This is a genomic window from Paenarthrobacter sp. NPDC057355, from assembly GCF_042667405.1.
Lineage (GTDB): Bacteria > Actinomycetota > Actinomycetes > Actinomycetales > Micrococcaceae > Arthrobacter.
On the sequence record NZ_JBHVAL010000025.1, the window covers coordinates 1 to 24185 of the forward strand.

At 64.0% G+C, this 24185-nt stretch carries 20 protein-coding genes; 7 read left to right on the top strand and 13 right to left on the bottom strand.

What is annotated here, in order from left to right:
* The first annotated feature begins 165 nt into the window (after window positions 1–165).
* Both ACFUOZ_RS19645 and ACFUOZ_RS19650 read left to right on the top strand, forming a co-directional pair.
* Window positions 166–657: an SRPBCC domain-containing protein gene (locus tag ACFUOZ_RS19645; RefSeq protein ID WP_377551280.1), complete on the top strand. Its 492-nt coding sequence runs from the start codon at window positions 166–168 to the stop codon at window positions 655–657.
* Entirely contained in the window at window positions 650–1171 is a 522-nt protein-coding gene (locus tag ACFUOZ_RS19650; protein ID WP_377551283.1) for a GNAT family N-acetyltransferase, read from the top strand. The genes ACFUOZ_RS19645 and ACFUOZ_RS19650 overlap by 8 nt, the downstream gene beginning before the upstream one ends.
* 38 nt (window positions 1172–1209) lie before the next feature.
* On the opposite strand, the gene ACFUOZ_RS19655 is transcribed toward ACFUOZ_RS19650, so the two are convergent.
* The gene (locus tag ACFUOZ_RS19655) at window positions 1210–2229 is read right to left on the bottom strand and encodes a LacI family DNA-binding transcriptional regulator (protein WP_377551285.1); all 1020 of its coding nucleotides are present in this window, start codon (window positions 2227–2229) and stop codon (window positions 1210–1212) included.
* A 19-nt stretch (window positions 2230–2248) separates the two neighbouring features.
* Window positions 2249–3976, bottom strand: coding sequence for a glycoside hydrolase family 13 protein (locus tag ACFUOZ_RS19660; protein WP_377551287.1), 1728 nt, complete (start codon window positions 3974–3976; stop codon window positions 2249–2251).
* Between the two features lie 301 nt (window positions 3977–4277).
* Between ACFUOZ_RS19660 and ACFUOZ_RS19665 the strand changes: the two genes are divergently transcribed.
* The 3 genes from ACFUOZ_RS19665 to ACFUOZ_RS19675 all read left to right on the top strand — a co-directional run bounded on the left by ACFUOZ_RS19665 (window position 4278) and on the right by ACFUOZ_RS19675 (window position 7720).
* Window positions 4278–5660 carry an FAD-binding oxidoreductase gene (locus ACFUOZ_RS19665; RefSeq protein ID WP_377551359.1) on the top strand — a complete coding sequence of 461 codons (1383 nt, stop codon included), beginning with the start codon at window positions 4278–4280 and terminating at the stop codon, window positions 5658–5660.
* A gap of 232 nt (window positions 5661–5892) precedes the next feature.
* Window positions 5893–7269 (top strand): MFS transporter, encoded by a 1377-nt coding sequence (locus ACFUOZ_RS19670; RefSeq protein WP_377551289.1) that lies wholly within the window; start codon window positions 5893–5895, stop codon window positions 7267–7269.
* Window positions 7235–7720 (top strand): pyridoxamine 5'-phosphate oxidase family protein, encoded by a 486-nt coding sequence (locus tag ACFUOZ_RS19675; RefSeq protein ID WP_377551291.1) that lies wholly within the window; start codon window positions 7235–7237, stop codon window positions 7718–7720. The genes ACFUOZ_RS19670 and ACFUOZ_RS19675 overlap by 35 nt, the downstream gene beginning before the upstream one ends.
* Before the next feature lie 84 nt (window positions 7721–7804).
* On the opposite strand, the gene ACFUOZ_RS19680 is transcribed toward ACFUOZ_RS19675, so the two are convergent.
* From ACFUOZ_RS19680 to ACFUOZ_RS19705, 6 genes are all read right to left on the bottom strand, one after another.
* Window positions 7805–9049 carry an amidohydrolase family protein gene (locus ACFUOZ_RS19680; RefSeq protein WP_377551294.1) on the bottom strand — a complete coding sequence of 415 codons (1245 nt, stop codon included), beginning with the start codon at window positions 9047–9049 and terminating at the stop codon, window positions 7805–7807.
* A 37-nt stretch (window positions 9050–9086) separates the two neighbouring features.
* The gene (locus tag ACFUOZ_RS19685) at window positions 9087–10109 is read right to left on the bottom strand and encodes an ABC transporter ATP-binding protein (RefSeq protein ID WP_377551296.1); all 1023 of its coding nucleotides are present in this window, start codon (window positions 10107–10109) and stop codon (window positions 9087–9089) included.
* Window positions 10110–10116: 7 nt separating this feature from the next.
* Window positions 10117–11163 carry an ABC transporter ATP-binding protein gene (locus tag ACFUOZ_RS19690; RefSeq protein WP_377551298.1) on the bottom strand — a complete coding sequence of 349 codons (1047 nt, stop codon included), beginning with the start codon at window positions 11161–11163 and terminating at the stop codon, window positions 10117–10119.
* A complete protein-coding gene (locus tag ACFUOZ_RS19695; RefSeq protein ID WP_144662842.1) occupies window positions 11160–12161 on the bottom strand; it encodes an ABC transporter permease in 1002 nt (333 codons plus the stop codon). The genes ACFUOZ_RS19690 and ACFUOZ_RS19695 overlap by 4 nt, the downstream gene beginning before the upstream one ends.
* A 75-nt stretch (window positions 12162–12236) precedes the next feature.
* A complete protein-coding gene (locus ACFUOZ_RS19700) occupies window positions 12237–13961 on the bottom strand; it encodes an ABC transporter substrate-binding protein (protein ID WP_377551301.1) in 1725 nt (574 codons plus the stop codon).
* A 35-nt stretch (window positions 13962–13996) separates the two neighbouring features.
* Window positions 13997–15064, bottom strand: a complete 1068-nt coding sequence (locus ACFUOZ_RS19705) for an ABC transporter permease (RefSeq protein WP_377551304.1) — start codon at window positions 15062–15064, stop codon at window positions 13997–13999.
* A gap of 142 nt (window positions 15065–15206) precedes the next feature.
* Here ACFUOZ_RS19705 and ACFUOZ_RS19710 point away from each other — a divergent pair, with 142 nt between their 5' ends.
* Window positions 15207–16673, top strand: coding sequence for a chlorohydrolase family protein (locus tag ACFUOZ_RS19710; protein WP_377551306.1), 1467 nt, complete (start codon window positions 15207–15209; stop codon window positions 16671–16673).
* A gap of 34 nt (window positions 16674–16707) precedes the next feature.
* Window positions 16708–17409 carry a GntR family transcriptional regulator gene (locus tag ACFUOZ_RS19715; protein WP_377551308.1) on the top strand — a complete coding sequence of 234 codons (702 nt, stop codon included), beginning with the start codon at window positions 16708–16710 and terminating at the stop codon, window positions 17407–17409.
* Window positions 17410–17472: 63 nt separating this feature from the next.
* On the opposite strand, the gene ACFUOZ_RS19720 is transcribed toward ACFUOZ_RS19715, so the two are convergent.
* The 5 genes from ACFUOZ_RS19720 to ACFUOZ_RS19740 all read right to left on the bottom strand — a co-directional run bounded on the left by ACFUOZ_RS19720 (window position 17473) and on the right by ACFUOZ_RS19740 (window position 24136).
* Window positions 17473–18894, bottom strand: coding sequence for a DUF4032 domain-containing protein (locus ACFUOZ_RS19720; RefSeq protein WP_377551311.1), 1422 nt, complete (start codon window positions 18892–18894; stop codon window positions 17473–17475).
* Entirely contained in the window at window positions 18891–20471 is a 1581-nt protein-coding gene (locus tag ACFUOZ_RS19725) for a beta-N-acetylhexosaminidase (RefSeq protein WP_377551313.1), read from the bottom strand. Before ACFUOZ_RS19725 ends, ACFUOZ_RS19720 begins: the two co-directional genes overlap by 4 nt.
* An 88-nt stretch (window positions 20472–20559) precedes the next feature.
* Entirely contained in the window at window positions 20560–21642 is a 1083-nt protein-coding gene (locus ACFUOZ_RS19730; RefSeq protein ID WP_144662837.1) for an ABC transporter ATP-binding protein, read from the bottom strand.
* Window positions 21643–21849: 207 nt separating this feature from the next.
* The gene (gene otsB / locus ACFUOZ_RS19735; protein WP_377551316.1) at window positions 21850–22647 is read right to left on the bottom strand and encodes a trehalose-phosphatase; all 798 of its coding nucleotides are present in this window, start codon (window positions 22645–22647) and stop codon (window positions 21850–21852) included.
* Window positions 22637–24136 carry a trehalose-6-phosphate synthase gene (locus ACFUOZ_RS19740; RefSeq protein WP_377551318.1) on the bottom strand — a complete coding sequence of 500 codons (1500 nt, stop codon included), beginning with the start codon at window positions 24134–24136 and terminating at the stop codon, window positions 22637–22639. The genes otsB and ACFUOZ_RS19740 overlap by 11 nt, the downstream gene beginning before the upstream one ends.
* Between the last annotated feature and the right edge of the window lie 49 nt (window positions 24137–24185).

Below are 24185 nucleotides of genomic sequence, written 5' to 3' on the forward strand. Positions count from 1 at the left end.
ACGGCACCCGGGAGGGTGTGGGAGAGTAGGACACCGCCGGACACACATTCAGAAAGGCCCCAACCACGACGGTTGGGGCCTTTCGACTTTAACAAGCACACACCAGGCAATGAGGGCAGTCCCCGCCACCGCCGGAGCGTCCACCCCCCGGTAGAGTTGGTGGTCATGGAAAATCTCTTCAGCCACCCTGAACAAGAGCCCGAGGCGTCCCGCACCGGCGAGGACCTTGAGCCGCTCATCGTCAGTGTCGTCGTACCCACTACCGTCCCGCATGCCTTCCAGGGCTTCACTGATCATCCCCCTCTGTGGTGGCCGCTGGAAGAGGAGAGCGTTTACGGCGCTGGCTCCCACGTGGAGTTTGAGGAGAACCTCATCCTGGAGACGGCCGAGGACGGCCGTACATCAGTGTGGGGCACTATTGATGACTGGCAGCCGCCGTTGTCCTTCCACGCCAGCTGGTACCCAGCCGGCACGCCATTATGGTCCACCGAGATCCGTGTGGTCTTCAGTGCAGTGGAGGGTGGTACGGAGGTGCGCCTGATCCACGACGGTTGGGAGGGCGCCGAAGATCCTGCAGCTTCCAGGGAGTCGTACGCGGAAGGCTGGCCCCGGGTTCTGGAGCGTTACGCAAGGTTCATGGGCGGAGCAGTTGCCTAGGGTTCGCAGGCTCCAAGCAGGGGACTGGCAACTCCTGAAGAAGGTCCGTCTGGAGATGCTCGCGGATACTCCCATGGCCTATATCGAGAGCCTGGACGCGGCACGCCGCCAGACGGACAGCCAGTGGAAGGAACGCGCCGTCGCCATGACCGGTGACGCGAGCATCACCTTGGTGGCCGACAACGGTGACGACCGCTCCAGGTTCTGCGGCCTGATGAGGGTAGCCGTGAAGCATCCCCAGGATCCGGCACGGCCGCTGCAGGCAGTGCTTATCAGTGTGTACGTAGCGCCCGAATATCGGGGACTTGGATTGGCCGATGAACTCCTGCAGCAGGCCTGCGAGGCAGCGGGCAAGGAGCTCGGTGCCCATTCCATTGAACTGGGTGTCCACGAGGACAACGCGCGTGCCCAGGCTTTCTACCGCCGCCACGGTTTCGTGATCACAGGCGCCAGCCGGCCCTACCCGCAGGACACCACCAAACTGGAACTCTTCATGGAGCGCCAGCTGCCGTAGCTGGCTGGTCCGATGTTTTGAGGCGCGTGTCCCTGTGCCTAGCCAGCAGTTTTCGGCACTGCCGTGCTGTTCCGAACCACCAACTTGGCGGGGTGCTCCGCATCGGCGGCCTCAAGGACCAGTCCATTGTTGATCGCTCCCAGGAGCGTCTGGACGGCCAACGCCCCCTGGCCTTTGGCGTCCTGGTCGATCGTGGTCAGGCCCAGGACAGCTCCGAGGTCGTGTCCGTCGATGCCCATGACGGAGAGATCCTCAGGGATACGGAGACCAAAATCGCGGGCCGCCAGGATCGTACCGATAGCCATCTCATCGGAGGCCGCGAAAACAGCTGTGGGCCGGTCAGGTGCACTGGCCAGCAACTGCCGCGCAGCCGCGTACGCACCTTCGATAGTGAAGTCAGCCGTAACTATCCATTCGGGCCTGACCGGGCAGCCGGCGTCGTTCATTGCCTTTTCGAAGCCGCCGCGGCGGGTTCCGGGCAGCTGGAAGTCCTGGTTGTACGCTTCGTTTCCCGTGATGTGCGCGATCTTCCTGTGGCCGAGTCCCAGCAGATGGTTGGTGGCCTGCATTGCGATGCCGGCATCATTGATCCGGATGGTCGACGCTCCCGGCAGCGGACCTCCGATGCCCACGATGGGCCGGTGCATGGCATGGAGTTGCCGGGTCTCACTGTCGCTGAGTTCCAGGGACACGGCGATCACGGCGTCGACGCGCTTGCGCAGCAGGAAATCGCTGAAGACGCTGTGGCGGCGCGCAGGGTTTTCGCCGATGTTGTACAGGGTGAGGTCGTAGCCGGCTTCGAGGAGTGCTGCGGAAGCGCCCTCGACCACCGCTGAATAGAACCAGCGGTGGACCGAGGGAACTACAAGGCCAACATTGTGGGTGCGGCCGGAGGCCAGGCTTGAAGCGTGGTACGACAACACAAAACCAAGTTCGGCGGCCGCGGCCCTGGCACGCTCCCGGCTGGCGGGGGAGACCGGCCCCTTGCCGCTGAGCGCCCGCGACACCGTAGCCACGGAAAGCCCTGCGTGCTCGGCTACGTCCTTGATGCCGGTCATGCTGCTCCTTGGTGGGAAATTAGCTGGCTGACAGCCAGATTGTCTCCCCCGAGCCTAGTGGATGCGTGGCTTCGGCCGCGGAGCTGCGCAGGATGACCTCGCCCGCCGGCAACGGAAGGGATTCCGCCCCGACGTTCATGACTACCAGGGTGTTTCCATTCAGATAGGCGAGGGTGGATTCCGTGCAGTAGTCCTCCGCCCAAGCGAGCGACCCTGCGCCCAGCCGCAGACGCGCCCGTTCGGCAAGCAGCGCCCGGTACAGGTTAAGGTGCGACGCCGGATCGGACTCCTGCTGGTCCCTCGCCAACGTGGGCCAGGACTCGGGTTGCGGGAGCCAGGGATCCTGTCCGTGCCCAAATCCCGCGTGGGGTTCAGCTGAACGCCACGGCAGCGGCACGCGGCAGCCGTCGCGCCCGATCCTCGCCCCGCCGGTACGGGCGAAGGTGGGGTCCTGGCGCATGCTTCCCGGAATGTTGGTGGAGTCGGGCAGGCCGAGCTCTTCGCCTTGGTAGAGGTACGCCCCGCCCGGCAGGCCGAGCATGAACGCGGTTGCCGCGGCAGCCCGGCGTCGTCCGAGTTCTTCATTGGGCTGTTCATCGTCCGGGCCGATGCCGTCGCCGTCGCGGGGGCCCGGGCCGTCGTAACCGAAGCGCGAGACGTGGCGGACGACATCGTGGTTGGACAGGACCCAGGTGCTCGGGGCGCCTACGGCGTCCAGGGAGATCAACGAGTCTGTGATGATGTGGCGCAGGCGGTTGAGGTCCAGGCCGGCATGGAGGTAGGGGAAGTTGAAGGCCTGGTGCATTTCGTCGGGGCGCACCCATTGGGCAAGGCGGGGGAGCGGATCGACGTTGGCCTCGGCGCACAGGATGCGGTCCGGGCCGTACTCCTCCAGGATGGAACGCCAGCGGCGGTAAATGTCATGCAGGGCCGGCTGGCCAAACATGGGAGCGTCCTGGCCCGGGAAGCCTTCCGAGCTGTTCCCGTCGGCCCGCCCTCCCCAGTTCGGCAGGCCGGGGGCCTTGACCAACGCGTGGGCTACGTCCACGCGAAAACCGGAAATCCCACGGTCCAGCCAGAAGCGGAGGACGCGTTCGAACTCGGCGTGAACCGCAGGGTTGTCCCAGTTGAAGTCCGGCTGCGAGGAATCGAAGAGGTGGAGGTACCACTGCCCTGCCTGACCGTCCGACTCGATGACCCGGGTCCAGGCCGGTCCGCCGAAGTGCGACTGCCAGTTGTTGGGCGGTTCGTTGCCGTCTTGGCCGAGGCCGTCCCGGAAAATGAAGACCTCGCGCTCCGGGCTGTGGGGGCCGGCGGCCAATGCAGCCTGGAATGCAACGTGCTGGTCCGAGCAGTGGTTGGGGACGATGTCGGCAATCACCCGAAGATTGAGCCTGTTGGCTTCGGCAATCAAGGCATCGAAGTCTGTCAGCGTTCCGAACAGGGGATCGACGTCGCAGTAGTCGCTGACGTCATAGCCGGCATCCCGCTGCGGCGAGCGGTAGAACGGCGACAACCAGACGGCGTCGACTCCCAGCCCCGCCAACTGGGCGAGCTCCGCAGCGATGCCTGCCAGGTCTCCGATGCCATCGCCATTGAGGTCCCGGAAGGACCGCGGATAGATCTGGTAGATCACAGCGGAGCGCCACCATCCGTGGGCCGTGGAGGCATCGTGGACAGGCGTGAGCTGCGTATGGGCTGCAGGGGGCTCAGAGGCAGGAACCTGGAGCAGGGAATCAACGGACATGGAGACATCGTAGAAGAGGATCTCCGAAAATGTAAACGTTTCCAGTGCTAAGGATGCTGTTGTTAGGGGCTGCGGCGCGGGCTTGCACGCCTTCGCAAACCCTGAAATGGAAGCGGTTACAGTCGCCGCCAGCAAGACGCCCAAAGCGCTGTGGCTAGACTGGCCTGAAGCTGCGAAGACTGCCGGTTTGGCGTGTCCGCGGTGCTCATGTGGAGGGAATGTCTTGTCGGACGAAACGGCCATCGCCGGAACATCAGCAGAAAGCATCAGGAGCCGCACCATCGGTGAAGCGGAAGCCGGGGTGTCCGCGGCTGGAGCGGATTTCCTGGACCATTTAACCAGCGGGCTTGCGGTCAACCAGATAGCCCGGGATGAAGAAACCCTGACCGTGTACTCGATCGATCAGGGGCCAATGGTGGAGCGACACCTTCCGCTCGCGGTCGTGTGGGCAGAATCGGTGGCGGATGTGCAGCACGTGGTCCGCAGCTGTGCCGCGCATCAGGTGCCGATCGTCGCGCGCGGTGCCGGAACGGGCGTCTCGGGAGGGGCGCACGCCACCGAAGGCTGCATCGTCCTGAGCCTGGAACGGATGAACCGCATCCTGGACCTCAACCCCGACGACGAGACCGCCGTCGTCGAACCCGGCGTCATCAACGCCGACCTGAACGCTGCCGCCGCCGATTACGGCCTCATGTATGCGCCCGACCCGGCAAGTTACAAAATGTCCACCATCGGCGGCAACGTTGCCACCAACGCCGGAGGGCTCCGCTGCGCCAAATACGGGGTGACACGCGACTCGGTGTTGGCGCTCGACGTCGTCATGGCCGATGGGTCGCTCATGCATACCGGACACCAGACCTTCAAGGGCGTGGCCGGCTACGACCTCACCGCGCTGCTGGTGGGATCGGAGGGAACCCTGGGCATCGTGGTGGGAGTGACCGTCCGCCTGAAATACCTGCCTCGGGAAGTGCACACCATCGCGGCGTTCTACCAGGACTTCCGCAGCGCTGCCGCGGGCGTCCTGGCAGTGGGCAAGGCGCGCGTGCAGCCCGCCATCATGGAGCTGCTGGACAACGGAACGCTTGTCCAGCTCGATGAACTCCACGGAGGGGATCTGCAGAAGCGCGGGAAATCGTTGCTCCTGATCCAAACCGACGGTTTCGGTGCGGCTGCAGAGGCCGACGTCGTCCGGCAGGTTCTCGCCGCAGGCGGCGCCACGGTGACCACGGAGGCCAGCGCCGAGGCCGAAATGCTGGTGGAACTGCGCCGCAACAGCCGCGGCGTGGAGGTGGACGACGAGTTCAGGGTGGGGGAAGATATCGCGGTTCCGCGGTCGCGGCTGGTGGATTTCGTGGCCGCCCTCGAGGCGATGGCTGAGCGTTTCCAAGTCCGGCTCAAAGTGGTCGCCCATGCCGGCGACGGCAACCTGCACCCCACGTTCTGGATGGACCGGGTGGACCCTGCGACGGACGCCGATGCCTTGGTGCGGCTCAATGCTGCCCTGGACGAATCGATCCGCGTGGGCCTGGAAATGGGCGGCACCATCACCGGTGAGCACGGGGTAGGACAGTACAAGCTGCGGTGGCTTGGGCTGGAGCAGCCTGAGCCGGTGCGGGAGCTGCAGCGCAGGATCAAGGAGCTGTTTGATCCGCAGGGGATCCTGAATCCGGGGAAGGCCATCTAGCGAGTTTTTGTACAGATAACGCCCTAAAAAGGGTGCCTTAAGGGCATTAGCTGTACAAAAACTCTCACGGGGGAGGCGTGCAGCGGAGATCCCCGTGGGCATCTGGTGGTATCCCAAGTCTTCCGCCACAGGATGTGCGGCTGATTTGCCCCGCACATTTAAGCGGATTTACATCCGCACGATCTAGCCATATTCTTACTTGGTATACCAAAGAGGCTATGAGGAGATCGACGTGTCAGAACAGCGCCGGGCGTTGCCCCAAACTTCGGGACGTCGCTCCCACGCCACCACGGCTCTGGTGCTGCTCGCCTTGGTGCTGGTATCCGTCAATCTCCGTCCCGCCATCACCACCGTCGCAGGCGTCATGGCGCAGGTGCCCGGCGTGTTCGGCCTGGATCCGGCTCTGCTGCCCCTGTTGGGCACGCTGCCTGTGTTGGCCTTCGGAGTGTCCGGGCTGATCGGACCGTGGTTGGCCCGACGCCTCGGGACCGGCCGGGCCGTCGCCGTCGCGCTTTTGGTTCTGGCGGCAGCATTGATCATCCGGTCGACAGTGCCGGCCCTCCTGCTGCCCGGGACCTTCCTGGCCGGCATGGCGATCATGACCGCCAGCGTGCTGGTGCCCCAGATCGTCAAAGCCAACCGCGGCACCGGATGGTGGACGGGGCTGTGCACCATGGGATTCGGCCTCGGCGCTGCGCTCGGAGCAGGGCTCATCCAGCCCCTGGAACAAGCCTTTGGCGGTAGTCTTCCCCCGGCACTGGCGGTGTGGGCTGTCCCTGCCCTCCTGGGTGCGTTGCTGATTTACAGGACAGATGAGACCACGATGTCGGCACTCGCCTTCTCGCGCCGCGTCACCACGGCGGCCAGGGCCACGGCGGCCAGCACCACGGCGGTCGGCGCCGCAGCAGTAGGCGCCGCAGCAGCAGCGACGAACGTCTCGCCGTCGGCCGTCAAGGTTCCCCTCAGAAGGCAACGCACCGCATGGGCGGTCACAGCTTTCTTCGGGCTGCAGGCCATGCTGTACTTCGCCATCACATCGTGGCTGGCTGTCTACCTGGTATCCCGTGGCCTTGCCTCAGCCGATGCCGCCGCGCTCCTCGCCTGGTTCAGCCTCGCCGGGCTCCCGGCCAGCCTGCTCGCTCCCGTCCTGGCCAGTCGTCCGGCGGTCCTGCGCTGGATGGCGCCGGGTCTGGGACTTTCGGTGGCTGCGGCACTGCTGGGTGTTCTGGTGGCGCCGGCTGAGCTGCAGTTCCTTGCCGTGGGGCTCCTGGGAGTTGTGCAAAGTGCGGGGTTCGGTCTCGGCATGGCGCTGGTGGTCATCCGATCAGCCGGACCCGAATCGGCCGGGAAGCTGTCAGCAATGAGCCAGGGATTTGGGTTCGCGCTGGCCTCGCTGGGCCCGTTGCTGGCGGGTTTGCTGCACACTGCGACAGGTGGCTGGGAAGTGACATTCTGGGTGCTGGCGGCCGAGGCTGTCGTGCTTGCCATCGCCGGTTTCTTCGCCATCCGCGGGCCATTGGTGAGCGCCGGTTCCGGGACTGTCAGAGGGCAATCCAGCGGCGTATCCTCGCGGTATGAGCAACTCATCATCGACGAACCAGCCAAGTAGCCCGGCCACGGAAATCCTTGAAACCAACGAATGCTGGGAACTGCTCCGCGGCGTTTCGGTGGGCCGGCTGGCCGTGGTGGTGGACCACCACCCGGACATCTTTCCCGTGAACTACAAGGTGGACCACGGCACCATGGTCTTCCGGACAGGGGAAGGCACCAAGCTGCACGCGGCCCTCAGCGATACTCCCGTGGCGATTGAGGCCGACGGTGTGAACCCTGAAACCGGAGTGGCCTGGAGCGTGGTGGCCAAGGGGCAGGCCACCGCGGTGAGCCTCACCCAGGAGGTTCTGGATACCATCGGGCTGCTGCTGTTCCCCTGGGAAGCGGGCCAGAAAGACCAGTTCATCAGGATCATTCCCTCTTCCGTAACCGGACGCCGGTTCACGGTGACGCCATCGGACACGTGGTGGACGCCCATGGATGGAGCCCCCACCGCGCGAAGCGAGTAGGCAGGGCAGCAAAGAACCCGCCCTTACGCGGAGCCCCTCACCGTACAACGGCCAGGCTCCGCGCGAGAGCGGGTTCGGCAACAGCTAAACGAGTTCCAGCTGGTCCGCCACAACCCGGCCGGCATGGATGACCGTGCGGTCCTTGCCCCGGTCCATCACCGTGGAGGCCACGGTTTCGCCGTCCACCAGGAGCAGTTCCGCAGGATCGCCAACCTCGACGCCGGGACGGTGGGCGGTGTCCTTCAGCCTGGTCGCGCCGGGGTCCAGAATGCTGGCACCACCGATGGTGGCGATGGCCAGGCAGTGCTCAATCAGCTCGTCCTTCCGGAAGCCGTGGGTGAAGGCAAGCTGCCAGGTCCGGTCCAGCATGTCCGTGTTGCCATAAGGGGACCAGTAGTCGCGCTGGCCGTCCTCGCCCAGGCCAAGGCGGACCCCGGCCTCGGTCAGCAGAGGAATCGGCAGCTGACCGGCGGAAGCCGGAGCAACCGAAGCCAGCGAGACGTCAAGCTCCGCGAAGGCATCAATCAGCCTGCGGGTGGTGGCCTCGTTGACGCTGCCCAGTTGGTATGCGTGCGACATCGTCACCTTGCCCTGCATGCCCAAAGCACGGGTGCGCTCCAGTACCAGATCGGTGCTGAAGACACCCAGCTCGCCCGGTTCGTGGAGGTGGATATCGATGGGAACCTGGTATTTCTCAGCCAGCCCGAACACGATGTCCAAGTGCTTGGCCGGATCCCGGTCCAAACTGCAGGGATCAATCCCGCCCATCACGTTTGCCCCGGCTTTCAGGGCTTCTTCCATGAGTTCCACGGTGCCTTCCTCCAGCAACAGGCCAGCCTGCGGGAAGGCAATGATGTCCACGGAGGCCTGCGCCGCGAACTTCTCCTTGGCGGCAGCAACGGCGTCGAAACGCTCAAGACGGCAGTCCACATCCACCTGGGCGTAGGAGCGGACCCGGGTGGTGCCCCGTGCGATCATGCGCCCCAAGGTGTCGTTGATGCGGTCCTGCAGGGGCACCTCGGCGTTGCGCCAGTTCTGCCGGTCGTTCATCATCATGGTCCACACACCGGGACCACCGGTGTGCTCGCGGAACGGCAAACCGATCCGGGTGGAATCCAAGTGGACGTGGACGTCCGAGAAGGAAGGCAGCAGCAAGCGCCCACGGCCTTCCACTACGGTCACGTCACCTGGAATGACGCGTGACGGGTCATGCGGTTCGACGGCGGTGATCTTGCCGCCCGCTTCGGCGCCGCCCGTTTCGCCCGCGGCGATCATGACGTCGCTGAGGGCCTGCCCCCAGGGGCGGGCGGCGCGGATCAGGGTATTCAATGGTTGCTCCTTCGGTAGTGAATCCATTGACTGCCGGTTATTGCGCGGCGGTCAAGACTTTTACGGCACTGTCCACGTGGTGGCAGGCCGGCGCGGCCGGTGTGGCCGGCGCCGGAATCGAGTCGATGCAGCGCCTGCGTTGCTCCTCCGGGAGTGTGCCGATCAGCGGGCAACGGGTACGGAAGACGCAGCCGCTGGGCGGATTGGCGGGTGACGGAAGATCTCCCCGGAGCCGCACCTTCACCTGTTCACGGGCAGCACGCGGATCAGGCAACGGGACAGCGGAAAGGAGGGCCTTGGTGTACGGGTGCAAGGGGTTGCTGAACAAAGCATCCCGGGGCCCTTGCTCCACGATCTTGCCCAGATACATGACGGCAACTTCGTGGGAGATATGCCGGACCACCGAGAGATCGTGTGCAATGAAGATGTAGGAAACCCCGGTGTCGCGCTGGATTTGCTGCAGCAGGTTGACCACCTGCGCCTGCACCGAAACGTCCAAGGCAGAGACGGGTTCGTCGCAAACGATCACCGACGGGTTCAGCGATATGGCCCGGGCGATGCCCACCCTCTGCCGCTGGCCACCGGAAAACTCATGCGGAAAGCGGTTGTAGTGTTCTGGCTTGAGTCCCACCTGGTCCAGGAGTTCCTTGACCCTGTTCTTGAGTCCACCCGGAGGGTTGATCTTCTGCGCCACCATGGGAGCCGCGATGGCGGTCCCCACGGATTGCCGCGGGTTCAGGGATGCGAAAGGATCCTGGAAGATCATCTGGACCTTGCGCCGGAAGTTGTACAGGTCGCGCCCACGCAGCTGGCTGATGTCCTCGCCGTCCACCAGGATTCGTCCGCCCGTCGGATCCATGAGCCGGGAAACCATGCGTCCGGTGGTCGACTTACCGCACCCGGACTCACCGACCAGCCCCAAAGTCTGGCCTCGTCCGAGACTGAACGATACGCCGTCGACCGCTTTTACCGAACGTTTGGGGGCGCCAGGAAGGAGGCCGCCCTTCAGCGGGAAATGCTTCTGCAGGTTCTCAACCTGGAGGATTGCTTGCTGTTCCATGGCAGTCCTAACGGGAATTCCGGATGGTGATGATCTGTGGGCCACTCAGGTGGCAACGCGTGCCGTGCCCATCTTCGACGCGAAGCCCGGGCCGCTGGCTGGCGCAGACGCCGTCGCCGGCGAGGTCGGCGTACTGGCACCGTGCGCTGAAGATGCAGCCCTTGGGCAGGTCAAGGAGCGACGGCGGCTGGCCGGGGATGGGGGTCAGCTGGCTTGCGGAGCTGTTGAGGGTCGGCATCGAGTTCAGCAGACCCAAGGTGTATGGGTGCTGGGTGTCGTAGAAGACTTCGTCCACCGTCCCCGATTCGACGCACTGGCCGCCGTACATGACCAGGACGTTGTCGCAGACCTCAGCCACGACGCCGAGGTCGTGAGTGATGAGGATGAGCGCCGAGTTGGTCTCTTCCTGGAGCTCTGACATCAGGTCCAGGATCTGCGCCTGGACCGTCACGTCCAAGGCCGTGGTGGGCTCATCCGCGATCAGGAGTTCGGGTTCGCAAATCAGGGCCATCGCGATCATGGCACGCTGGCGCATGCCGCCGGAGAAGTGGTGCGGGTACTCGTCGTAGCGCTGCTCCGGGCTGGGGATTCCCACCCTTCCCAGCATGTCGACGGCGGCAGCCCGGGCCTGCTTCTTGCTCGCCTTGTTATGGACCAGGTACGCCTCGGCGATCTGGTGCCCCACCGTGTAGAAGGGGTGGAGGGCCGAGAGCGGATCCTGGAAGATCATGCCGATGTTGCGGCCGCGGAGCTGGCGCATGGCGGATTCGGGCAGGGAAACAAGGTCCTTGCCCTGGAACATCGCCTGGCCGGTCACCTTTGCCGACGTGCCTTTCAACAAGCCCATGAGTGCCTGGCTGGTGACGGACTTCCCCGAGCCGGATTCGCCCACGATGCCAAGGGTCTGGCCGCGATCCAGCGTGAAGTCCATGCCGTTCACTGCGGAGACAACGCCGTCATCCGTAGGGAATTTCACGGTCAGGTCGCGTACCTCAAGGAAAGGCGCGGTGGCTGTGGCGCCCGCCGTTGTTGTTGCGGTGTGCAGCTGGGTCATTGGAGCCTCACTCGGGGATCGATGGCGGCATAGGCAAGGTCCACGGCAACGTTGGCGACGATCACGAAGAACGCGGCCAGCATGGTGATGGCCATGGTGACAGGGAGGTCGCCGGAGATGGCGGCGTGCACTGCCGTGAAGCCCAGCCCGGGGACGGAGAAGATCTGCTCCGTGAGGACAGCACCACCGAGCAGGAGGCCAATGTCCATGCCAAGCATCGTCACAACCGGGGTAATGCCGGCCCGGACCCCATGCTTGAACGTGACTGTCCGGGGAGCGAGGCCTTTGGCGCGCGCTGTGCGGATGAAGTCCTCCCCGAACGTCTCGATCATGTTGGTCCGGGTAACGCGGATGTAGGAGGCGCTAAAGAGCACTGCCAAAGCGATCCAGGGCAGCAGGTAGTTGGCCACCCACGCCCCCGGCCCCTGTGGACCGAACGGGCTGTTGATCTCGTTGGTGGTGAACGGCAGCAGATGGAGTTGGTTGACGAACAGGAGCAACAGGAAGAGTCCTGTGACCGGGATGGGCAGCGAGACACCCACGGAAGCGGCCCCGACGATGAACTTGTCCACCGGGGTTCCCTTGCGCAACGCAGCGAGGAGGCCGAGCCCCACGCCCGTGATGGTCCAGAGCACCAACGCGCCGATGGCCATGGAGAACGTGTAGGGGAGGGAACGGCCGATGATGTCAGCGACGTTCTCGTTGGTTTGGAAGGACTTGCCCAGGCAAGGCCATTCGCAGAGGGTCTGTGCCCCCGGAGCTCCGATCATCCTCGAGGAGAAGAGCCCGCGGATGTAGTCGAAGTACTGGATGAAAAACGGTTGATCCATGCCCAAGGCAACCCGGGCCTCGGAGACGCGCTCGGGAGTGCACTCCTGGCCGCAGGCAGCTGCTGCGGGGTCGGACGGTCCCAGCTGGAACAAAGTAAAGGTGATGAAACTTACCGCGAAGAGGAGCAGGACCAAGGATCCGGCCCGGCGAAGAATGAACGTCATCATGGTGGTGGTTGCGGGCCGCCTGGCAACTGCAGGCGGCCCGCTTCTCCTTCTGGACTAATGGTTCGAAAAGCGCAGTCAGTGCTCGACGCCGACGATCGAGAGGTCGATGCCACCGAAGAAGTAGCCCACCTGGGCATTGCGGACATTGGAGCCCACCACGCTGTTCGTGTGGGTGCGGATGAGCGGCACGATCGGGTAGGTCTTCAACGCCGTACCGAAGGCCTCGGACCACTTCTTACCGAGTTCCTCGGAGGAGCCGTCCGTGTTTCGCAGCTCGAACATCGTCTTGGAAACCACGGGATCGAAGTAGCGGGACGTGTTGGAGAAGCCGTAGCTTGTGCCGTCATTGTTCGGTCCCAGCAGCGGATCAGCGGAGGTACGGACAGAAGCGGGATCGGCGCCGCCACACCAGCCGGAGCGGCCCATGTCCGGGAGCTGCGCGCTGGCAAGGACCGAGTAGTAGTTCGGGGCGGGAATCGGCACCAGCTCCACGTCGATGCCCAGGGCCTTCAGGTTCTGCTGGACCACGGTGCCGGTGTTCTTGAAGGCATCGCGGTTGTTGGCGTAGCCGTACGTGAGGGTCTTGGGGTACTCCTTGCCTTCAAGCAGCTTCTTGGCCTCTTCGAGTTTGGGCTTGCCGGCCGGGTCCAGTTCCAGCGGCGTTTCCACATAGCCACGCATCTTGTCGTTCAGCGGGCTCTGGGTCAGTTCGCCAAAGCGTCGTCCGCCGTATTGCACCAGGATGGACTGGCGGTCCAGGGCCAAGGCGATGGCGTTGCGGACATCCGGGTCCTTGATCTTTTCGGTGTTCAGGCTCAGGACGTCGTTGCATCCAAGCAGTCCGGATGCCACCCTATCCTTGACCTTGGCGTCGGCAAGCTTCGCGGAGTCCGAGGTCTGCAGGGCGCCATTGGAATCAAGCGTGATGGCATTTGGATCCGAGTCGGCGAGCAGCTGCTGGCTGATGGTGGCCTGGGACGTGGAAAGGGAGAAGCTGAACGTGTCCGGAAGAGCTGAACGGTTGGGGTCCGTGGACGGGTCCCAGTGCGGGTTGCGGACCAGCTTCAAGGACTTGCCCCGGTTGTAGGACTCCACCATGTACGGGCCCGACGATACCGGGTGGTTGGTGTAGTCCAGCTTCGTGTCCTTGGCCTGGGGGACCGGCGCCGTGTTGGACCGGGAAGCCAGCGCCGGGAATTCGGCGAAAGGCTTCTTCAGGTGAAAGACCACGGTGCGTTCGTCGGGTGTTTCAACTGCCTTGAGCACAGCGGAAGGATCCTTGTAAGGCCCCTTGTACCCTCCGGCGTCGAGCGCTGCATTCAGCTCCTGCGGCGCCTGGGTGAAGACGTCCTGCGCGAAAGTGCGCTCCACACCGTACTTGATGTCGGCCGAAGTGATGGGCGTGCCGTCCTCGAACTTCACGCCTTCCTTGAGGGTGAACGTCCAGCTCAAGCCGTCGTCGGAGGCCTTGCCGGTGTCCGTAGCGAGGTCCGGGACCACCGTTGGCGGCTGGCCCGCCGTTTCCTTGGCCATGGTGAGCGTCCGGTAGTAGAGCTGTCCGACGTTGGCGGTCTGGACATAGTTGCTGTTGCCGGGATCCAGGGTTTGGAAGTCCGAGGACATCAGGACGTTGATGTTGCCGCCCTTGCCGGTGAAGCCGGACTTGACCACGACGGGTGCGAGTTCGGTGACGGATTCGGCGGGCTTTGAACTGCCGGGCTGGTTTTGGCCTGCCGCGCAGCCGGTAGCGGCCACGGCAATCAGCACGGAAAGCGCCAGTGCTCTCGTGGGGGTTTTCATGATGCTCCTAGGGGTGTGAGTGAAACGGAGGTTTGTTAGTGGCGTGATGCTTTGGGATCGAGTGCATCCCGGACGGCATCGCCGAGGAGGTTGAATGCCAGCACGGTGACGATGAGCATGACGCCCGGGACGGCAAGGAACCATGGGTCGCTGAGGTACCAGTTGCCGGATTGGGCGGCGTTGAGCATCTGGCCCCACGACGGCGTAGGGTCCTTGACGCCGACGCCCAGGAAGGACAGGGCTGCTTCAGCGGAGATGTTTGTGGGGATCAGCATGGTGGCGTACACCAGGACGACGCCCATGACGTTGGGGATGATCTGCTTGAACAGCACGCTCAGATGTGACGCGCCGAAGGACCGCGCGGCTTCGACGAACTCGCGCTCGCGGAGGCTGAGCACCTGGCCGCGGACGATCCTGGCGAGGTAGGCCCAGCCAAAGAAGCCGAGAATGATCACCAGGGAAGCCATGGGCAGGAAGCTGCCCTCGCCCAGCGGGGTGTCCCGAAGGCGCGACTGCAGGATGGGCGTGAGGGAGAGCACCAGCAGAAGGTGCGGGAAGGCAAGGAACAGGTCCATGATCCGGCTGATGATGGCGTCGGTCTTGCCGCCGAAATAGCCCGCTGCAGCGCCCAGGACGGTTCCGAGGACAACGGACACTGCCGTGGACAGCAAAGCGATGGTGAGTGAGACCTGACCACCAAAGGCAAGCCTGGCGAAGAGATCGCGGCCAAGGCCGGGCTCGACACCCAACCAATGCTGCGCTGAGGGATACATGTAGCCGGGGAGGGGCAGCCCGGGGGTCTGGAAATCGTCCAGTACTTCAGGGCTGGTGTTCGAGGTGAACGGATCGTTCCCGGACATGGCGCTGAGCAACGGTGCCAGGACAGCGAACAGCATGATCGCCACTACGACGCCCAAGCTGGCGAGGGCGATTTTGCTGCGCTTGATCCTCATCCACGCGGTGGCGAGCAGGGATCGTGCTTCGGCGGGGGCAGCGGCTGTGGCCGTCGGCGTCGTCGCCGGCGTCGTTGCTGGCGGAAGCGGCGGGCTGCCGGTGTTGGCTTCGACGGACTGTATTTGGGTCAACGGTTCTGCTCGTTTCATGATCTGGAGCGGGCTCCGGAGTTCTTGTATACCAAAATAGATTAGAGCAGGATTCATGCGATGTAAATCACAAATAATGTACTGTTTGGAATACCAGAGACAATGACGAGCTGTCCTTCCCGGACAGGAAACAGGAGCTGCCGTGCCCACCAAGGTCACCGCCCGCTATGTGCTGGGCCATCACGACGGACGCCATGTCCTGCTCGAAAACGCATGCGTGGTCTACAGCGGCCACACCATCGACTACGTCGGATACGACTACCCGGGACCGGTGGATGAGGAGCGTGACCTGGGCGATGCCCTGCTGATGCCGGGATTGATTGACCTGGATGCCCTCACGGACATCGACCACCTCATTCTGGACAGCTGGGCAGGCCCGGAGCAGGCCAAGGGCCATCAATGGTCCGAGGACTACTTCCGGAACGGCCGTGCCAACGTCTTCACTGCCGAAGAACGCCAGCAGATCCGTGAATACGCCTTGATCCAGCTGATCCTGCACGGCATCACCACCTACATGCCCATCGCCTCCGAGGTGCACTCCGAATGGGCCGAGACCTTCGAGGAACTGGTGGGCATGGCGGAGACCAGCCGGCGCCTGGGCCTGCGCGGATACCTCGGCCCCGCCTATCGCTCGGGAGTGAACGTGGTACTGAACGACGGCGAACGGTCAGTGATGTTCGACGACGACCGCGGCCGTGAGGGGCTGGCCGACGCCCTGCGCTTCATCGACTACGCGAACGAACTCAATGATCCACTGGTCAACGGCGTCCTGCTTCCCTGCAGGATCGAGACCTTGGACCTCCAACTGCTCAAGGAGACCGCAGCCGCCTCCACCGAACGGGACGTTTTGGTGCGGCTCCACTCGCTCCAAGGCCTCGTGGAGCGCCAGCTCATCATGGACTGGCACGGCATGACGCCCCTGGCACTCCTGGACCAGGTCGGCCTGCTCAATGAGCGACTGCTGATCCCGCACGCTACGTACACTGACAGAAATCCCGCGGTATATGGCGAGGACCGCGGTGACCTTGCCCTGCTGGCCGGGAGCGGCGCCAGCATCATCCACTGCCCGCTGACCTCCATGCGCTACGGCAGCACGCTGGATTCCTTCAACGCCTACAAGGATGCGGGAATCAACATCTCCCTGGGCACGGACTCTTTCCCGCCTGATCTCATTCGCGGCATCGATGCCGGAGTTCAGCTCGCCAAGATCCTCGCCGGGACCAACGACGCCGGTGACCTCGCCGGATACTTCGACGCCGCAACCCTCGGCGGTGCGCAGGCGCTCAGGCGCCCGGACCTGGGTCGGCTGGAGCCGGGCGCGCAGGCGGACCTGGTGGCGTTCTCCTTGGGGGACATTCGCGACGGCGTCCACGAGGACCCGCTGCGAACCCTCCTTCTCAACGGAACAGCCCGTCAGGCCGTGCTGTCAGTAGTAGCCGGACGGACCATCATGGCCGAGGGCAGGATCGAGGGAGTTGACCTGGAATTCTGGCGCTCCAGGGGGCAGGAACTTTTCGACAAGATGCGTCGGGCCTACAGCCAACGTGACATCAGGAAGCGCCCTGCCGATGAGCTGTTTCCTCCCGTGTATGCTCGGTTGGAACGCTGACCGACGCCGCCCGGTGACGGGAGCGTACGCAGGAATGAAGGGAAGTTCCACAGTGGCTGAGGCGACGCCGGAAACCGGGAATGGCCGCGATGACGAGGCCCGCGCGGAGAACGTGTACCAACTGGTACTGGAAGGCATTGTCACAGGCAAGTACGCCCAGGGTGCCCGGCTCCGTGAACGTGAACTTTCCGAGATCTACAACGTCTCCCGCATCCCGGTCCGTGAGGCCATCCAGCGGCTGGAACAGGACGGCTTTGTGGCTACCTTTCCGCGCCGCGGCGCCGTGGTGCGACAACTGACGCTCACCGACGTCAATGAACTCTTCGACGTACGCCTCTGCCTGGAAACGTTCGCTGCACGCATGGCCGCTACCCGGGTGGCAGAGGGTGGCGACGGCGGGCGGCTCGTGGAACTCATGGAGGCCTCCCGTGCGGCCATCGACGGGGACCGCACTGACGACGTCGCCTTGATCAGCGCGGAGCTGCACGCAGAAATCGTGCGCCTGTCCGGGAACAGCCTCCTGATCGAGTCGGTGAAGCCGTTGTTCGGGCGGATGCGTTGGATTTTCGGGCTCACGCACAACCGCAGCCATGAACTCCAGCGCGACGAACACACCGAGCTGTGCAGCGCGATCCTCAAAGGCCGGCCGGACTTGGCGTACTCGCTCGCATACTCGCACATCGAGTTGGGCCGCGAGCCCGTCCTAGCGGGCCTCGCCGAAACCCTGGAACCTTGAGTTTTTGTACAGATAACGCCCTTTAGAGGCCCTCTTCCGGGCGTTATCTGTACAAAAACTCCACTAGTCGTCGGCGTCGGGGTAGGCGTCTTCTTCTTCGTCGTCGTACCGGCCGGATTCTTCCACCTCGACCTCGAGGATTTTCAGCAGTTCCGTGTCCGGGTTCAGCATGATCGCTGCCTCGTCACGACGATGTTGCAGCACGGTGTCCAAGTACGACTGCACGGCCTCAGCCAAAGGAACGTAGCGGTCCTGCTTCTGGCTCATATACCAACGGTGCTCCAGGACTTCGTGCACGACTTCGGCGGGCTCCAGCTTTCCAGCGAGGTGCCGGGGGATGGAACGCACAATGGGTTCGAAGATCTGGCTGACCCAGATATGGGCGCTGATCTCCTCGTCCAGGTCAGGGTTGTTGTCCGCACGGAACTGGTCCATGTCGTTCAGGAGCCTGCGTGCCTGGTTTTCCTGGGCGTCCAAACCGGTAAGGCGCAGCAGCCGCCGCTGGTGGTGGCCGGCGTCGACGACTTTGGGCTGCAGCTGGATGGTGGAACCATCCGCCGTGGTCTTGATGGCGTATTCCTCGACGTCGAAGCCGAGCTCGTTGAGGCGACGGATGCGGGCACCCACACGCCAGCGCTCGCCCAATTCGAACGATTCCTTCTCGGTGAGCTCCGTCCAGAGCCGGCGGTAGCTGTCCATGATCAGCTCGCTGGTGGCCACGGGATCCACCTTCTCCTCGATGAGCCCGCCATCGAGAAGGTCCATCAGCTCACCGGCGATGTTCACGCGGGCGATCTCGAGATCGTATTCGCGCTGGCCCATGGACAGGTCCGGGTAGAGCTCGCCCGTCTCCGCATCCACCAAGTACGCAGCAAACGCACCGGCGTCACGGCGGAACAACGTATTGGACAGCGAGACATCGCCCCAGTAAAACCCGATCAGGTGCAAGCGGACCAGCAGCAGCGCCTGCGCGTCAATCAATCGGGTCAGGGTGTCCTTGCGGAGCATCTGGGAGAACAGTGCACGGTACGGCATGGAGAACTTCAAATGCCGGGTCACAAGCACCGGGTTGAGCGGCTTGCCGTCGGCTGTGGTGCGGCCGGTAATGACGGCAACCGGCTCCACGCACGGGACATCCAAGCGGGCGAGCTTGCGCAGCATGTGGTACTCGTGCCGTGCCACGTGCTCGGAGGTTTCCTTGATGGCGATCACCGAGCCGCCCAAGTGGGCAAAACGGACAATGTGCCGGGAAATACCGCGGGGGAGCGCAGCCAAGTACTCGGCAGGCCACTCCTCCAACGCGATGTGCCACGGGAGGTCCAGGAGCTCAGGGTCGGCAGCTGCAGCCGTGATGTTCAGCGAACCAATCACACTGGCCGGAGGGGCAGAGTCCTGTGCGCTCGCGGCCTCGGTCCGGGGGAGCTTGCCGATCTGCCCGTAGTCGGTGGGTTCGTCGTGCCACTGGGCTTCGTTTTGCTCGCTCATGCCTCAATTGTTCCGTACTCGGGGGATACCGGCGCACCTGGCGCCGGGAAGGGATCTGCCGGCTTTGCCGACCAATCGACGTCGGGTGCCTCCTGGAAGACGACCCCCTGCTTGGCGAGGCGCTCACCCAAGGCGCCCAGCCGACGTCGGAAGTCACCGGCGTTGCGGACCTCCTGTTCGGACCAGCCGACTTCCGCAAGGGAAATGGCCCGCGGGTACAGCAGCCACTGGGCCTGCTGGTTGTTGCGCACCGTTTCGGTCCAGAGGGGTCCTTCGATGCCCAGGATTTGTTCGTCGTGCAGGCCGCCTTGGGCCGGATCCCAGTTGTAGTACTCGGCCCAGGTGAAGGGTCCGCCCTCCACCCATTCGAGGCCGATGGGGCTTTCCGGAGAGTACTTCTGGTCAAGGTACGTGGTGGCCGCCGGGGACATAATGACGGTGGCGTCGGCCCTCCGGACGGTCGCCTCCAGGTCCCCAAACCAGTACTGGATCACCGAACCCTCTGGAAGGTCGACGGCGGCGTACTCGTTCCAGCCCACCACCGTTTTGCCGGTTTCGGCGCCGATCCGAACGAACTCCTGGACCATCGTGATGTAGTCATCGTGTCCGGTGACGTGTGCCTCATCGCCGCCGATGTGCAGATAGGGGCCGTCCGTGATCGCGGCAAGCTGGCCGAGGACTTCACGAACGAATTCGTACGTCACCGGCAAGTCGGCACTCAGGGTAGACCATCCGACCTCCGAGGTGGTGCTCATGGGCTTTGCCTGGCCGTCGGGGTTGAGCTGGGGAATCGCGGCGAGGGCCGCATTGACGTGGCCGGGAAGGTCTATCTCAGGTATAACCACCACGTTCTTGCTGGCGGCGTAGGCCTGGAGGTCCTTGTAATCCTGCTGTGTATAGAAGCCGGATTTGCCGCGCGGAGGCAGTGCCGTTGGCAGCTCCACAGCGCCCTGCCCACCGATCGCCGTCAGCTTGCCATAATCCAGTCCAGAAGGGCTCTCCGGCGGTTGGTGGATCTCGATCCTCCAACCCTGGTCATCCGTCAAGTGCAGGTGAAGGGCATTGAACTTGAACTGGGTCATGACGTCGATCTGCTCCTTCACCTCCTCCACAGTGAGGAAGTTCCGCGCCACGTCCAGCATGAGCCCGCGGTACCCAAAGCGAGGGGCGTCCAGAATTTCGACGGCGGGAATCACCCAGGTGCCAGCGTCAGCGTCGCCGGTGCTTTCCTCGATGGCGGCAGGGAAGAGCTGCCGCAGCGTCTGTGTTCCATTGAAGAGGCCCGCAGGGGTGGACGCCGTAAGCCGAACACCATCAGCGGTGACGGTCAGGGCATAAGCCTCACGTCCGCCGTCGGGCAATTCCTCCAATTCCAAGGCGATGTCCCCGGGGCGGGAAGTCTCGGCGATGGGTAGCCCATAGCCCGTCGCGGTGCGGAGCAGTGCGGCCAGCTGTTCAGCGACCGGCACGGCGGCGCCGCTGGCTACGATCCTTGCGCTGGCTGCGAGGGTGAAAGCGGGACCGTCCTGGAGCGCAACGTGGGAGGGCCGTGGAATCAGGGTATCTGTGGTGTTCATGCCGCTCTTTCCGGGAAGAAGGTTAACGTGATAACGGCCCGACCGGAAGGGTCGGGCCGCCATCACAATGCGGAACGTACAGTCGCGATCAGTCGCCCAGGCGCAGGCCCGTCTTGGTGTCGAACAGGTGCACGTGGCCGGACTGCGGACGTACGAAGATGGACTCACCCTTCATCGGAGGGCGGCGGCCGTCGACGCGTGCAACGATGTCGTGGCTCTTGCCATCGAGGATGGTGTGGCCGTAGACGTAAGCGTCGGCGCCGAGCTCTTCGACGACGTCGACCTCAACCTGGAGGCCTTCGCCCTGCGGAGCGGTCTCGAGGTCCTCCGGGCGGGAACCGACGGTGACGGTCTGGCCGTGTGCCTCTTCGAGGACGTCGCGCGGCACGGGGTAAACCGTTCCACCGAACTGGACGCCGCCGTCGACAACCGGAAGTTCCAGCAGGTTCATGGCCGGGGAGCCGATGAAGCCTGCAACGAAAACGTTCTGCGGGCGGTCGTAGAGGTTGCGCGGGGTGTCAACCTGCTGCAGCAGGCCGTCCTTGAGGACTGCAACGCGGTCACCCATGGTCATGGCCTCGACCTGGTCGTGCGTCACGTAAACCGTGGTGACGCCGAGGCGGCGGGTCAGGGATGCGATCTGCGTACGGGTCTGGACACGGAGCTTGGCGTCAAGGTTGGACAGCGGCTCATCCATGAGGAAGACCTGCGGGTTACGGACGATTGCACGGCCCATGGCAACACGCTGGCGCTGACCACCGGAGAGTGCCTTCGGCTTGCGGTCCAGGTACTGCTCAAGGTCAAGAAGCTTGGCGGCTTCGCGGACACGCTCTGCGCGCTCTTCCTTGGAAACGCCGGCGATCTTCAGTGCGAAGCCCATGTTGTCCGCGACAGTCATGTGCGGGTACAGAGCGTAGTTCTGGAAGACCATTGCGATGTCGCGGTCCTTCGGGGGAACATCCGTGACGTCGCGGTCACCGATCAGAATGCGGCCGGCGTTCACATCCTCAAGACCTGCGAGCATGCGCAGGGAGGTGGACTTACCGCAACCGGAGGGTCCAACGAGGACCAGGAATTCGCCATCGGCGATGTCGATGTTGAGCTTATCGACGGCGGGCTTATCTGTGCCCGGGTACAGACGCGTAGCGTTATCAAAAGTAACTGTAGCCACAGTTATCAATCCCTTCACCGGCAGGTACGTGCCGGACGATCCGTTGTGAATGGTTCATTTTCTTCAGTTGAGCTCCCCGGCCGTGGGCCGGGGAGGATCGCGTGGCGCCGCACGGTTACTGTGCGTCACGTCACAAGCAAGAGTATGTCAGACTTTTTGAGTAACCACCTAAATATTACGAACATCACATATGACTTTGATCGCCTTCTAGGCCCCAGCTGTCACCCGGCGACGTTCCCGCAGCAACGCTTCCAGCAGCTCCGCAACGTGGACGGGAGCTTCCACCCGGTGCTGCGCCTGGGTGAAATCGAGCCCCACCTTGATGCCGACGTCATCACCCATGAGCCGGCCCAGCGCGTCTTCATCGGTGACGTCGTCGCCGGCGAAAAGGATGGCCGTGGCACCCGTTGCCTGCCGGAGGAACTCCACGGCCTCCCCTTTGGAAGCGTGGACCACGGAGGTTTCCAGCACGCGTTTGCCGGTCTTCAGGTAGACGCCGGGGTGCTCGCTGAGGACCCTGGTGGCGGCTTCGACGGCGTCAGCGGCCACGTCGTCATCGGCCATCCGGGTGTGGAGGACCACGCCGGCGGGCTTGTCTTCGAGCAACGTGCCGGGGGCGATGTTCACGATCTCGGCAAGGACTTCACGGACAGCGGCCAGCTTTTGCCGTTGCTCCTCGTCCAGTTCCAGGCCAAGCGATCCTTCGCCCAGCCATACCTCGGCCCCGTGGCTCCCGATCAGCAACGTGCCTGCCGGGGGAGAGGCGACCAGCCGCAGACTGTCCAGGGCGCGGCCCGAGATGAGTGCCGTCGTCGTGCGCGGCAGTTCGGCGAGGCTCGCCAAGGCAGCTGCCGACCGTGGCAAGGGCCGTGCGTCCTCGGCACGATCCACGATCGGCGACAGCGTACCGTCGAAGTCCAACGCCACCAGCAGGTGTTCGGTAGTGGAAATGCGCCGCACCGCGTCCAACAATTCCGGCGATAAGGACAGGCGCTCAGCTGTCATCGCGAACCACCTTCTCTTCGAGGGCAGCCAGGAACGCGGCCGACCAGTAGTCGACGTCGTGGTCCAGGATTTGCTTGCGCATCAGCTTCATGCGCCGGCGTGCTTCCTTCTCAGGGAGGTTCACGGCCCGCAGGATCGCGGACTTGAGGCCATCGATATCGTGCGGGTTGATCAGGAACGCTTGCTTGAGTTGGTCGGCGGCGCCGGCAAACTCACTGAGGACAAGCGCGCCGTCGTCATCCGAACGTGCCGTGACGTACTCCTTGGCCACCAGGTTCATGCCGTCGCGGAGAGCCGTAACCAGCATCACGTCCGCGGCGAGGTAGAGGGCCACCATTTCCTCCACCGGATAGCTGTGGTGCAGGTAGCGGACGGCCGTGTTCTGGATGGTGTCGTAGGTGCCGTTGATGTGTCCCACGGTGCCTTCGATTTCCTCGCGGAGGAGTCGGTACTGCTCCACACGCTCACGGCTGGGGCTGGCGACCTGGATGAGCGTGGCATCTTCGACTTTGATCTGGCCGTCCGCCAAAAGTTCCTCGAAAGCCTTCAGGCGGTGGCCGATTCCCTTGGTGTAATCCAGGCGGTCCACGCCCAGGAGAATTGTTTTGGGGTCACCGAGGTCCTTGCGGATCTGCTTGGCACGCTCGATGATGTCCGGGCGGCCCGCCAGTTCGCGGATCTGGTCCACGTCGATGGAGATCGGGAAAGCCTGGGCCCTGGCGATATGCGTGACTTCGCCGTCCGGGCCCTTCACGTGGACCTGCTGTTGCTTGACGCTGGCACCGAGGAACCGGCGTGCCGAGCGCATGAAGTTGCCGGCATCGCTGGGCCGCTGGAAACCGAGGAGATCGGCCCCCAACAGGCCGTCGATGATGTCACGACGCCACGGAAGCTGGGCGAAGATCTCGGGGGGAGGGAACGGAATGTGGTTGAAGAAGCCGATCTTGAGGTCTGGCCGCGCTTCACGGAGCAGGCGCGGAACCAGCTGGAGCTGGTAGTCCTGGACCCAAACAGTGGCGCCGTCGGCGGCGTGGCGGATGACGGCGTCGGCGAACTTCTTGTTCACGGCGCGGTAGGAATCCCACCACGTACGGTGGAACTCCGGCGGAGCGATCACGTCGTGGTACAGCGGCCAGATGGTGGCGTTGGAGAAGCCCTCGTAATACAGCTCAACTTCATGGCTGCTCAGCTGGACCGGGACCAGGTCCATGCCTTCATGGCTGAACGGGCGCACTGTCTCATCCGGGGCGCCATGCCAACCCACCCAGGCGCCGTCGGACTTCGTCATCATGGGCGCCAGCGCCGTGACCAAACCGCCGGGCGAACGCCGCCAGCCACCACCGCCGCCGTCTCCGTCGTCATTGCAACGGTCCACCGGCAGTCTGTTGGAGACCACCATGAACTCGAATTTGCTCGCCGTGGGCTTCTTGGTCGGAGACGACCGGGTGCCCTGCTCGGTTGTGAGTTTTTCGCTTGCCGGTTCCTGCATTAATGCTCCCTGGGGTTGCTGTGACTCAACTCCCAGCCTACTAGCGGAA